The following is a 12,997-nucleotide window of genomic DNA, read 5'->3' as shown; positions in this document are numbered from 1 at the left end:
GATGAGGTATTCCTTGAGTTTACTGGCACTTTAGCGGATGTTAATTCAGTGAGTTAACTATCATTGGATCTTAGATGTCGTCCTTCACTTGTTGCTTGTGGCGTTTGTGGCGTTTATCGCCTCTACCCGCCTCGATAGGCTTAAGTTTGTTCGCCGCCCCAGCCATGGCATTCGATTCCAGCGGTGGCACGGCGAGTTTATTTATCATCGTCGGACTGGGTGGATTTACCCTTATCAACGCATTAATGCAGGGGCTGTTCTTTTTTGCGGGTCAGTATCGTAATCCCCTCTTTGCCAAACGCCACGTGCTGACTGCACTGATAGTGCCACTGCTCGCCTTTGCCTTAACCCTTTATGATCACCGTGCTTGGAGTGACTTTGCACTCAATCTCGGCATGATCATTGTCGGCGTTGGGCTGGTTTTATTACCGCTGCAGTTACGCCAACTTAATCAGCCCAGCAACCAACACGCGAACTGGCTGCAGAGTCTTGGTGCTCTATTCGTGTTAGGCATCAGTTATCTGCTGCCACCCTGCGCCCTGTTTGCGATTATCTTGGGCCATATTGCATTAGCCTCCCATGCCAAAGCCCCCACTAAAGCATTGGGTGCCAAGTTATTGAGTTATTTTGTATTAGTCGCCTCCTATGGACTCTTTGGGTATTGGCTCTACCATCTATTGAGCAAACTTGGGGCTTGATGATGACAGACACTTCACGCCCAGCTATCGAGCCAAACGGCTCAGCCGAGCTAAGTGTATTGCTCAAACAAATCCGTGCTTGCCAACTGTGTCAGGCCGAATTACCCCTACCAGCGAAGCCCATCTTGCAAGCCAGTAGCCAAGCACGGATCTTAATCGCCGGCCAAGCCCCCGGCGTAAAAACCTACCATAAGGGCATCCCCTTCGACGATGCCAGTGGCGAGCGGCTACGCGCTTGGCTTAATGTCACTCGGGAACAATTTTATGACCCCGCACTGTTTGCCATAGTACCGATGGGATTTTGTTTTCCAGGAACCATTGAACGCAATGGAAAAAAGCAGGGTGATAAACCGCCACGCCCCGAGTGCGCCGCAACTTGGCATGCGAAGTTATTGGCCTTGATGCCACAGATAGAATTAGTGCTGGTCCTTGGCCAATATGCCATTGATTACCATCTACCGCGCACACCTGCCATAGATACGACAGACGAAGCGTTAAGCTCTCAAGCGATAGTGGTATCCACTCCTCAAACGAAAAAGAAGATCACAGTGACCCAAGCCATTGAACAATGGTCGTTATACTGGCCTAGGCTGATGGTCATGCCCCACCCTAGCCCGCGCAACAATCTTTGGCTAAAACAGCATCCCGAGTTTGAGCACGAACAGATCCCCACACTTCGAGCGCGTATCGCAGGCCTGCTGGCAAGTTCTGATCTTAAATAAACCCCGATCAAATCCCAATAAAAAGCCCCATTAAGGGGCTTATAGACTGGAACTCGGAAACTAGATCTTAGAAACTGGAGCTTAGAAAGGTTTTGGCGAGCGACTTAATCGCCCTCTAAACGCTACACGGCTCACCAACTCACTGACAACTCACGCCCACCACGGCAAATGCCGCAGCCACATCCGCCACTGGATAAGCAGAACCATTGGCAATCGCAGCCTGCTGTACACCACAGGCCGCCTGCTTAAAGGTCGAGGTTGGTGTCCAATACATCTGGTTCGCTAACACAAACACATCGAACGCCTTGCGGGTATCCCAACCATTCTTAGTCGCCAGCGTGTAAAAGGCTTTGTTAAACACCCCAGAGGAATAATGCACATCCATGGAGCTAGTGTAGTTGGCGGCATTGTCGATTGAACGGCCATCCTTAGGTGGATTATCTATATAACGCAGTGCGCCACTGCCTTTAACTATGTCGTAGCCCACTTTCCAGTCGTTACTGCCACGCATGTAGAACTCGGCCGCCTCACCGGCAATATCCGAAAACGCTTCATTGATACCGCCGGACTGGCCGCTGTAATTTAAGCCCGAGTTCTGCTCGGTAAAGCCGTGGCTCACTTCATGGGCGGAAACGTCCAAACTCACGAGGGGATAGAAGTAACTCGCACCATCACCGAAGGACATAGCCGAGCCGTCCCAGAAGGCATTTTCATAGTTACGGCCATAATGCACCCGCATCTCTAACTGAAACGTTAACGGTGCGGTGTTGTACCAATCCTTATACATATTAAAAATAACGCCACCGAAATAGTGGGCATCATTTAAAGGCGAATAAGCGCCATTGACCGTCTGATAAGTGTTCTCCGGACAAGTAAAAGTGAACACCGAGCCACGGCGAGTCGAGTTCGCCATGTTCACGGTTTTCACATTGGCGTTGATCATAGTGCATACACCATTATCCTCACTCACCTTAAGAATACCGTAATCACTGCCGTAGTAGTAACCACCGATTTTGGCATTGCCACCAGGACCCGTTGCATCCAAGGGAGTACTGCTGCCGCCTGAGCCGCCTCCACCACCACCGGGTTTACCCACGTTATTCTTGGCGGTCATGATCTCATTCCAATGCTCAAGCACCTCGCCAGTTTGCGCATCGACAAAACCTGTCGGCCGAGATAACGCATCGGTTTGGTCGCTTAAGTAAGACACCCGATACACTAACCTAGGATTATCCTCGGTCATCAAGATCACCAGTTGCACATCCTTTTTACCGGTTGCCGCCGAACCTGGATATAACCGATTCAACGCCGCAATCGCCTGCCCTTGAGAAATCCCTGCCTCTACCGAAAAATCATCCACAATTTGTGCCACATCCCCCATGGCGCTTTGTTCTGTATCATCCGTGCTCACAACCAGATGATGGCCATACACCAGCACACCATCGAAATACTGCAACGCTTTCGTTTTGCTTTGACCTTTATTGAGCGTTACCGTTTTGACCTCTTTAAAGCTGTGTTTTTGGCTCAACCCTGCCGCTGCCGAGAGGGATTGCCCGTGATTAACGTTGAACTCAGCGGCCTGCGCCTGAAGGCTTGCCGCAACGCACATACTGAGTACAGAAGGTAAGAGATAGACTTTCATCGTGATATCCTTCGCCCTGTCCACAAAGGGACAAATGACACTTAAGGGAACAAAATACCGCCATAACCTTTCCCCAACTCAATTGTTAAAAATAGGTTAACGAGAGTTGGGTTCAATTCTCAGTATAGAAGATAAAAAAACACCTGCCCTTTTCTGTCGTTTGCCTTTACCCTTATGGCGTCGCCGTTTAGGCAAACCTTTGTATCAATCCTTTGAAAATTAAGGTGAGTTATGTACGTTTTGGATCAACACATCGCTAAACAAATTGTGAGTCGCACCATGAAAATCATTGGGCACAATATCAATGTGATGAATGGTCAAGGCGTGATCTTAGGTTCCGGCGATCCCAAACGTATTGGCTCGACCCACGAGGGCGCGCTGCTTGCCATCGCCCAAAACCGCAATGTGGAACTGAGTGAAGAAGTGGCCTCAGGCTTACATGGCGTCAAACCCGGCATCAATTTGCCCTTGCATTATCAAGGGCAAATTATTGGGGTGATTGGTATTACTGGCGATCCGGCCGAGTTAACCCACTACGGTGAGCTGTTAAAAATGACCGCCGAGATGATTGTCGAACAAGCCAACCAGCAGGATCAGCTGCAGTGGGAAAATCGTCAGCGTGAAGAATTTATTTTGCAGTTGATTAAGGCGCAAACCGATGACGATGAACAATTGCATCGCTGGGCCAAGCAACTCGATATCGATATCAGTCTGCCGCGAGTGGCCGCTATTATTGAAGTCAGTGAAAAGCAATCCACGCCAACCCAGCAAAAATCCGCTGCGTTTTCTTCAGTAGTCCAGAGCGAGCAAAGTACAGACGAGCGTAATCCCAGAGTCAGCGAAATCCTCAAGCAAGTGCTGCATTTACTGCAAAATCCCGATCGCGGCAACTTGATAGCCATGACCTCGATGTCGCAATTGGTGATCTTAAAACCAGCCTTTCTGGATGGTAAACAATGGGATCCCGAGCTTGAAAACCAGCGTATCGATAAACTGCTGCAGCGCTTACCGGCGCAAATGGATTTAAATTTTAAAATCGCCCTTGGGCATTTTTTCCCTGAAAAAGGCGGCATTGCCCGCTCCTACCAAACCGCGCAGGAAACCTTGAACTTAGGCAAGCAGCTTAACCCCGAGGGCACTAAATACCTGTTTGAAGACTACTCCTTGCAAGTGCTGTTATCTGGGCTCAAGCATGATTGGCGTGGTCAGGCGCTGGCCAGTCCCTACCAACAGTTAGCCAAGGCCGATAAAAATGGTCAGTTACGCAAAACCCTAGCCGCCTATATCACTCACTTTGGTGATGCGCAACAATGCGCTAATGCGCTGTTTATTCACCGAAATACCCTAAGATATCGGTTAGATAAAATTCAGCAGCTCACCAAGAGTGACATCCATTCCCTCCACGGATTGTTAAGCCTATACCTTGGTCAGCTGATTGACTCCTCAAATTATCGACTGAATTAATCGCCTGCGCTCTGGTAAGCGCCATGGTGTGCAGAAAAGGATAACCAGCAATAAAATCAATGGATTAATTGATAGCTGCTGACTCTAACTAGGATGCGCCGCCGTTTTAAACTCAAACCAACTCAATATTAACGCCTTAGGCATTCAGCACTATGGCAATCTTTGCCCATACTTTGATGAAAGATTTTTTCGCCTTGCCCTTTCCTATAGAGGCATAACACACCCATACAGTTAAATTGTTAAGGAAGGAAATCCATGCAGCCATATCATGCCAAACTCAGCTCATTCGCCACAGCGTGCCTAATGGTCAGCTCAGTGTTTGTCGCCCCACTTGCCAGCGCGGCGGAGCGTACCATTCCAGAATTAGTAGATGCAGTGAACGGCACGCCAGATGCAGCGAGTCGCGAGGCGGGTAAAAAAGTTAAACTGCGTAATCATACAAAAGGGTTTTGTACCTCGGGCTACTTTGCCCCTAATCCCCAATTGCACGATTCACTCAACATTCCTTTTTTTAATCAAAATCCCATTAAAGTGACCGCCCGTTTCTCCCTCGGCGGCACTAATCCTAAGCTGTCCGATAAAACCCCGGGGCGCTTTATGTCATTAAAAATCGATGGAGAGCGGGAAAACCTCAACTTTGTTACCACCAATGTGCCGATGTTTTTTGCCAGTAACCTAGAGGACTTTTATCTGTTCCAAACCAAGAGCAAGCAAGGCGCCGAAGGTAAGCAATGGCTTATCGATAATAAGCCCGATGCCAAGGCCTTTTTCGACTATCTAAAACAATTGCCGCCGAGCCCGAGTTTTGCCAATAGCCAGTACTTTGGGGTGAACAGTTTCCTGTTTACCGACAAGCAAAATAACAGCATTGCGGGTAAATGGATTTTTGAACCCGTCGCGGGCACGCAAGCCCTCAGCCAGCAAGCGTTGGCACAGCTCGATGATGACTTTCTCAAGCCTGAATTACTCAAGCGAATTCAGTCTCAACCTGCCAAGTGGGATCTGTATATTCAGTTAGCGGAACAAGGCGATGAGATTAATAACCCCACAGTGCTTTGGCCCGAAAACCGTCCGCGCATTCTCGTCGGCCAAGTGGTGATTGATGGCAAGCGCGACAGCGATCCTCAAGTGCAACAATGTGATAGAAGCATCTTTAATCCTCTGCTCCTGCCCAAAGGCATAGCAGCGTCGGACGACCCCATCCTCAATGCCCGCACCGCGGCATATGTCGAGTCTTTTATCCGTCGTCAATAAGCGCGGCTCGCTGCTCGCGTTTGCTCAACAATATTTTTAGCATTACATTCGAATTCACGGCCCTTATTTTGTGCGCATGCACAAAATAAGGGCCAGTTCCGCCCGTAATTCCGTCGATTTACCCAAAGCTATTCAATTGACAGTGTTCAATAATAGGCTGACCTTAAAGCAGCCTTTATTTGGACTTGGGATCAAATAAAGACCGCGCCCTACAAAAACAGCCAAAACCACTTAAGAACTTCAGCCAAGACTGAACGGGAAAACATATGAACTTAGTGCTCATCCTCATCGGCGTGATTGCATTTATTGTTATCGCGACCTCAAAATTTAAGCTCCATCCGTTTTTAACCTTAATTCTGGCCGCCTTTATCGCCGCCTTCGCCTACGGTTTACCGAGTGGCGATATTGCCAAAACCATCACCACAGGCTTTGGTAATATCCTCGGCTATATCGGTCTGGTGATCGTCTTAGGTACCATTATCGGTATCATCCTCGAAAAAAGCGGCGCCGCCATTACCATGGCGGACGTGGTGATCAAAGTCTTAGGTAAACGCTTCCCAACACTCACTATGTCCATCATCGGTTATTTAGTGTCGATTCCGGTGTTTTGTGACTCTGGCTTTGTCATTTTAAACTCGCTTAAACAATCCATGGCCAACCGCATGAAGGTTTCGAGCGTGTCCATGAGCGTGGCGTTAGCCACAGGCCTGTATGCCACTCACACCTTTGTACCGCCCACACCTGGCCCTATCGCCGCGGCAGGTAACTTAGGGCTAGAATCCAACTTAGGCCTAGTGATTGGTGTCGGCTTATTTGTTGCAGCCGTTGCCGCACTTGCGGGGATGTTATGGGCGAACCGTTTTGCCAGTGTTGAACCCGATGGTGAAGGTGCGGAAGAACTCAAAGCTCAAGCTGCTGATTTTGAAGCCTTAAAACAAAGCTATGGCACACTCCCTAGCCCATTAAAGGCCTTTGCACCGATTTTTGTGCCTATCCTATTAATTTGCTTAGGCTCTATCGCCAACTTCCCATCTGCACCACTGGGCAAAGAAGGCCTATTCAGCCTGTTAGTCTTCCTTGGCCAACCCGTTAACGCCCTGCTTATCGGTCTGTTCCTGTCACTGCTGTTACTGAAAAGCGATAACAAGATTGCCGAATTTAGCGAGCGCATCAGCCAAGGTTTAGTTGCCGCAGCACCGATTATTTTGATCACCGGTGCCGGTGGTGCCTTCGGTGCCGTCTTAAAAGCCACACCTATCGGCGACTACCTAGGTAGCTCACTGTCGGCGCTCGGGGTTGGGATTTTCATGCCCTTTATCGTCGCCGCCGCACTGAAATCGGCGCAAGGTTCATCTACCGTCGCCCTAGTGGCAACCTCGGCCTTAGTCGCACCTATGCTCGGCGATATTGGTCTTGGCAGTGATATGGGCCGCGTGTTAACCGTAATGGCGATTGGTGCCGGCGCCATGACAGTCTCCCACGCCAACGACAGCTTCTTCTGGGTAGTGACTCAATTTAGCCGCATGAGCGTTAAACAAGCCTATAAAGCACAAACCATGGCGACCCTTATCCAAGGCGTTACCGCAATGCTGACCGTGTATGTACTAAGCTTAGTGCTGCTCTAAGCCGCACTTTTCTCATCCTTGGGCGCATCCGTGCGCCCAAAAAGCTGTAGGATTTTGAATGAAGATAGTTATCGCCCCCGATTCCTTTAAAGAGAGCTTAAGCGCACTCGATGTGGCTAATGCGATCGAACAAGGCTTAACACAAGTGATCCCAGACTGTGAGATTGTCAAAATCCCCGTCGCCGATGGCGGCGAAGGCACTGTGCAATCTATGGTCGATGCCACTGGCGGCAGCATTGTCAATTTAGAGGTCATGGGGCCACTCGGCCATAAAGTCAAAGCCCATTACGGCATTTTAGGCCAGCAAGCTAAAGGCACGATTGCGGTGATTGAAATGGCCTCCGCCTCGGGTTTACACCATGTACCAAGGGATCAGCGTAACCCGCTGCTCACCACCAGTTATGGTACGGGCGAGCTGATTTGTGATGCGCTCAATCGCGGGATAAAACACATTATTTTAGGCTTGGGCGGCAGTGCAACCAACGATGGCGGCGCAGGTATGGCCCAAGCGCTGGATATTTTACTGCTGGATAAACAAGGTAAAACCTTAAGTGCAGGTGGCGGCGCACTTGCTCAGCTTACCAGTATCGATATGAGCAACGCCCATCCGCTACTGAAAGAATGCACCTTTGAAGTGGCCTGCGATGTTGATAATCCGCTGTGTGGCGAGCGTGGCGCTTCAGCCATATTTGGCCCGCAAAAAGGCGCAACACCCGAGATGGTGAGCACCTTAGATGCAGCCCTGAGTCACTATGCCGATGTAATTGCCCAAAGTGGCGTCACCGATCACCGCAACCAAGCTGGCGCGGGCGCGGCTGGCGGAATGGGACTTGGCGTGATGGCTTTTTTAGGCGCCGAGCTTAAACCCGGTGTCGAAATTGTGATGCAAACGGTGGGACTGGCAGACAAAATTCGCGGCGCGGATCTTGTCATCACCGGCGAAGGCCGAATCGATGGCCAGACAATCTTTGGCAAAACCCCGATGGGCGTATTAAAGCAAGCGCAGCTGCAAAATATTCCGACTATAGGAATTGCGGGATGCCTTGGCGACAATGCCAATGCCGTGCTCGAGCAAGGTATGGCGGCGATTTTCCCCATCATTCCACACTTAAGTCCTCTGGATGATGTGCTGGCGAACGCCAAAACGAATCTGACCAATACCGCCCGTAATATTGGTGCCGTCTTGATGCTGGGCAAACGTTAACTTTACCTTAGCGTACTGATAGCGTTTAGAACGCCTAACAACACACACCCAAGGCGCTATTCATAGCGCCTTTGTTTATTCTATGACCCAAGCACAGACTTAGGCGGTGTTTTAGTGCTTGATGCCTAAAAGGCCTTGCAGTAAAGTGAGCTCCCTTTTTGGTAATCCGTAAACGGGTTTAAGCGCCATGTATTTGGTTATACTCTTAATCACCTTTGCGGTTTCACTATAAGAATTAATAGACGGCAAGCCCCATGACCCAAAAACTCCCTCGCCAAGCCACCGCGTCTGAAGAAAGTCTAATGCGAATTTTCACTGTGCCCGAAGATGCGGAATCCACCTTAAGCATTATCGAGCAGAAGCTTTCTGAGGACTTAGCGGGTTTTTTGGGTGACAGCATTGCCGCGCTAGAAAAGCCGCTCTCCGAAATCGAGACCGATTTTCAAGCCTTTGAAATTCCAAGCCAGCCGCGTTTTGTCTCCGACTACACCGACGAAATCATGCAGAATCTGGTGGCACATTCGGTACATACGGCGGCGCCCAGTTTTATCGGCCATATGACCTCGGCACTGCCCTATTTCGTGTTGCCACTGTCGAAAATGATGGTGGGGCTGAATCAAAACTTGGTCAAAATCGAAACCTCCAAAGCCTTTACGCCGCTTGAGCGCCAAGTGCTCGGCATGATGCACCATTTGATTTACGCTCAAAACGATGATTTTTATCGTAATTGGATGCACAGCGCCAACCATTCCCTTGGCGCATTTTGCTCCGGCGGCACTGTGGCTAACATCACAGCCCTGTGGATTGCCCGTAACCAATTACTCAAGGCCGATGGCGACTTTAAAGGCGTGACCCGCGAAGGCTTAATCAAAGCGCTGCGTCACTATGGCTTCGATGATTTAGCGATTCTGGTCTCCGAGCGCGGCCACTACTCCTTAGGTAAGGCCGTCGATCTGCTCGGTATCGGTCGCGACAATATCATCAGCATCCCAACCGATAGCAATAACAAAGTTGACGTTGCCAAAATGCGCGAAGTCGCCGCCGAACTGGCAAATAAACGCATTAAAGTCATGGCGATTGTTGGGGTGGCAGGCACCACCGAGACGGGCAATATCGACCCACTGCGCGAACTTGCCGCCTTAGCAACTGAGCTAAACTGCCACTTCCATGTGGATGCGGCTTGGGGCGGCGCAAGCTTATTATCCAATAAATACCGTCACTTACTCGATGGTATTGAACTCGCAGATTCAGTCACCATCGATGCCCATAAGCAAATGTATGTCCCTATGGGCGCGGGCATGGTGTTATTTAAAAATCCTGAGTTTGCCCATGCGATTGCCCACCACGCCGAATATATTCTGCGCCGAGGCTCCAAAGATTTAGGCAGCCAAACGCTAGAAGGCTCACGCCCCGGCATGGCGATGTTAGTACATGCCTGTTTGCAAATTATCGGCCGCGATGGTTACGAAATCCTGATCAATAACAGCCTTGAAAAAGCGCGTTATTTTGCCGAGCAAATCGACGCACACCCTGACTTTGAGCTGGTCACAGCGCCAGAGCTGTGCCTGCTCACCTATCGTTATGTTCCTGCGAGTGTGCAGGCGGCCATGCAAGTGGCGATTGAACAAGGCGATAAGACCAAACTCGCTCGCTTTAATGAGCTGCTCGATGGCCTGACCCAATTTATTCAAAAACACCAACGCGAACAGGGTAAATCCTTTGTCTCGCGCACCCGAATTCAACCCGCCCGCTACTTTAGACAACCCACAGTGGTATTTCGCGTTGTATTAGCCAACCCTTTGACTAGCCATGAGATTCTTAATCAAGTGCTTATCGAGCAAGGTGAAATTGCCGCATTGGATAAAGAGTTCTTACCTGCGCTATTAGCTATGGTCAATGAATAGCGAGTGATTTAGCACAAGCTTTAAATCTCATTTAAATACAGAGTGTTAACCAAAAACAGCCACAAATATTTTGCGGCTGTTTTTGTTTGTAGAACTAGAATGGCGGAATGTTAGGTTGAAAATATAAGGCTTTATCCAAGCACTTCTGATCTCGTTGCGGATACGCCGAATTCCATTGCTTCCGTGACACGCCGTGAAGCCATCCATGGCGGCTCTGCGATGATATCCATATCATCGAAGGTCACGTCCACAATCGAATTCGGCTTAGCAAATCTCGGTGTAATCTTCTGGAAAATACCGTGAAAACAGCGATGAAAAGCCAACCTCAGCCCATAGGGATTATGTTTTCAAAAGTAATTATGTCGGCGTAGGTACCCTCACTCTTTTGTACTAGCCTTTCCGTTATTACTTGATTAAAGTGTAATTTTTTAATGAAACTGAAGGGAATACAAAAGTGTCGCAAAGGGAATTAAGTTTCTTTGAAAAATATAAGCATACGGTAAATTTTAGTCTTGATGGTGAAGAATACACTGGCGTTCTATCTATAAATGCAAGCCAAATTCTAAATCTTGTAATTCACACCGATAAGCACGACTTGCTGTTCGCAGAAGAATACAGAGTAATTAATTTACCTATCATTTGTTATGAGATTGGTTCGCGAAAAACATTTACTCTACATCAATCTGAGCTTCAAAGAGGTGGGCAGATAACTTGTAGATATATCACTACAGGCTCTTCGCTCTCGAATCACATTGATCAGTTTGAAGTACACCTTACAGGTATCTCAACTTGGTTTGAAAGATTACGAATCACTGAAATAACAGACACGGAATTAAAGCGAAACACTGCCATAGAAAAATTTTTAGTTGACTTTACCTATCAAAAAAATAATTACTCGATAGAAAACCACCGTTATGTATCATCACCAACAACCACACCAACTGAGCATCTAATCCAAATTGAAGACTGCTTTATCATCAAAAAGAAAAATGAAAATTTTACTTTACGTGAAGTAGAAAAGCTTGCATTAGAGATACGAAATCTCTTTTCCCTTCTTCTTGGATATTCGTTATCAATCGAAAACTTATACATTTTCTCATCCAGTAAGAGGCATGATTATAAATCCCTCATTTTTTTCAAGCATAATCTTCGAAAAAATACCATTTAAGAATCATCACGATACACTTTGTCACTATAATAATGTGTCTGGTTGGATGCTTTGGGAAACGATCATAACCAACTACTTCAAAGTTAAATCGTTCCGAACAATATGGAACCGCCTAGTAGTTTCTTTTTCAAACTCACGTACAGATATTTGGCAATATCGAATTTTATCTGTCGTTGTAACGCTAGAAATGTACTGCGAACAGGAGTCTAGGGGAAAAGGGCATAAACTAAATAAGGCGAAGTTTAACGAGCTAAGGTCACAGTTAAATGATACGTTGCAAACTTTTATTGAATCGAATGAATTCTCCGAGGATGAAAAGTTAATCATAGATGGTATCGAGACTGTTATTGCCAACCTTAAAAATACTTCCCATCCCACGCTACAGCACAAATATGATTTCTTAATGAGCAAGACGAGTGAAGATGTTAAAGAAGCTATTTCATTTAGCAATTCTGATTTTGATGTGTTGAAGAAGCTCAGGAACTCTGTTGCACATGGACTAAAATATGAGACGGTAGTAGACGGTGAAATCACAAAAGAAGTTCAACTAAAGGATCGTCTTTTAGTGCTTTTAATGTATTTTGTGTTTCGTGAACTTGGTTTTAATGACACTCAGATTGCTCGAAATATGAGCGGGACATTTAACCCATTTATACATAACGCCGACCTCAATAAAAGAGCGAGGGATAAGCTAGCAGGTACTGCTAGCTTCATAACATTACACGAAGAAATTGATCTTAATCGATTTAGTTTTGTTGATTGTCTTGTTATTGATCATGATGCTAAATCTGACCAGTTCACATTCAATGAACACCTATCCTATGAAATAAAGCATAACAAGCGTAATAGCGGTATAGCCGATGTTAGAGATTTTATTAGGAGCAAACTTCTCCAAAATATCGATTTAGAAATTGAATATGTAAATACTTTATATCTTTCCAGTGGTGCAGATGAAAAATGCTACTATGGTGCAATAGTGTTAACTTATAAATGAAGTTTCAAAGAACTTCTTCGAGTACATTTAACATAGTATTTGAATTTAACGAGACACCCATTGTTAAATTTCTAAAAGTGATAGTAAGCATTACTCGGTTTGCTTTGCATGACTAGCAAACAACACAAAAGATGAAGGAGTTCACCTTCCCCTCGGAGTTGCCGCAGGGCATTTGCGGTCGTTGCGTGAGCGAGGCATGGATAATGGAATGGACCCATCCACTTTAAATCGGCCTCGCAATGGGCCACGATGTAGTCGCTAAAACTCATCAGAAAGAGGACGGGTCCACCTATGAAGATTACTACAATCGGTTTAGATATCG

The 12,997-nt window shown here is 47.3% G+C and carries 10 protein-coding genes; 9 read left to right on the top strand and 1 reads right to left on the bottom strand.

The window, feature by feature from the left end; genetic code table 11:
• Window positions 1-74 precede the first annotated feature (74 nt).
• Together CBX96_RS02530 and CBX96_RS02525 are read left to right on the top strand one after the other, a co-directional pair.
• A complete protein-coding gene (locus tag CBX96_RS02530; RefSeq protein WP_109285602.1) occupies window positions 75-698 on the top strand; it encodes a hypothetical protein in 624 nt (207 codons plus the stop codon).
• Complete coding sequence (locus CBX96_RS02525; RefSeq protein WP_109285601.1) at window positions 698-1,420, top strand: uracil-DNA glycosylase family protein; 723 nt, start codon at window positions 698-700, stop codon at window positions 1,418-1,420. The genes CBX96_RS02530 and CBX96_RS02525 overlap by 1 nt, the downstream gene beginning before the upstream one ends.
• A gap of 139 nt (window positions 1,421-1,559) precedes the next feature.
• Here the strand turns inward: CBX96_RS02525 and CBX96_RS02520 are convergent, their stop codons facing one another.
• On the bottom strand, window positions 1,560-3,062 hold the full coding sequence (locus CBX96_RS02520; protein ID WP_109285600.1) for a M4 family metallopeptidase: 1,503 nt from the start codon (window positions 3,060-3,062) through the stop codon (window positions 1,560-1,562).
• Between the two features lie 231 nt (window positions 3,063-3,293).
• Here CBX96_RS02520 and CBX96_RS02515 point away from each other — a divergent pair, with 231 nt between their 5' ends.
• The 7 genes from CBX96_RS02515 to CBX96_RS02480 all read left to right on the top strand — a co-directional run bounded on the left by CBX96_RS02515 (window position 3,294) and on the right by CBX96_RS02480 (window position 12,675).
• Window positions 3,294-4,526, top strand: a complete 1,233-nt coding sequence (locus CBX96_RS02515; RefSeq protein ID WP_011626619.1) for a sugar diacid recognition domain-containing protein — start codon at window positions 3,294-3,296, stop codon at window positions 4,524-4,526.
• Window positions 4,527-4,781: 255 nt separating this feature from the next.
• Window positions 4,782-5,780 carry a catalase family peroxidase gene (locus CBX96_RS02510; RefSeq protein WP_109285599.1) on the top strand — a complete coding sequence of 333 codons (999 nt, stop codon included), beginning with the start codon at window positions 4,782-4,784 and terminating at the stop codon, window positions 5,778-5,780.
• Between the two features lie 266 nt (window positions 5,781-6,046).
• The gene (locus CBX96_RS02505) at window positions 6,047-7,405 is read left to right on the top strand and encodes a GntP family permease (RefSeq protein ID WP_011623270.1); all 1,359 of its coding nucleotides are present in this window, start codon (window positions 6,047-6,049) and stop codon (window positions 7,403-7,405) included.
• Window positions 7,406-7,463: 58 nt separating this feature from the next.
• On the top strand, window positions 7,464-8,609 hold the full coding sequence (locus CBX96_RS02500) for a glycerate kinase (RefSeq protein WP_109285598.1): 1,146 nt from the start codon (window positions 7,464-7,466) through the stop codon (window positions 8,607-8,609).
• Window positions 8,610-8,863: 254 nt separating this feature from the next.
• On the top strand, window positions 8,864-10,513 hold the full coding sequence (gene panP / locus CBX96_RS02495; protein WP_109285597.1) for a pyridoxal-dependent aspartate 1-decarboxylase PanP: 1,650 nt from the start codon (window positions 8,864-8,866) through the stop codon (window positions 10,511-10,513).
• Between the two features lie 454 nt (window positions 10,514-10,967).
• Entirely contained in the window at window positions 10,968-11,681 is a 714-nt protein-coding gene (locus CBX96_RS02485) for a hypothetical protein (protein ID WP_109285595.1), read from the top strand.
• Between the two features lie 46 nt (window positions 11,682-11,727).
• On the top strand, window positions 11,728-12,675 hold the full coding sequence (locus tag CBX96_RS02480; RefSeq protein WP_146194324.1) for a HEPN domain-containing protein: 948 nt from the start codon (window positions 11,728-11,730) through the stop codon (window positions 12,673-12,675).
• The last annotated feature ends 322 nt before the right edge of the window (window positions 12,676-12,997 follow it).

The organism is Shewanella sp. BC20 (genome assembly GCF_003129585.1).
Classification (GTDB): Bacteria; Pseudomonadota; Gammaproteobacteria; order Enterobacterales; family Shewanellaceae; genus Shewanella; species Shewanella seohaensis.
The sequence above is the reverse complement of the archived record's forward strand: the minus strand, read 5'-3'. Positions and strand labels throughout refer to the sequence as shown.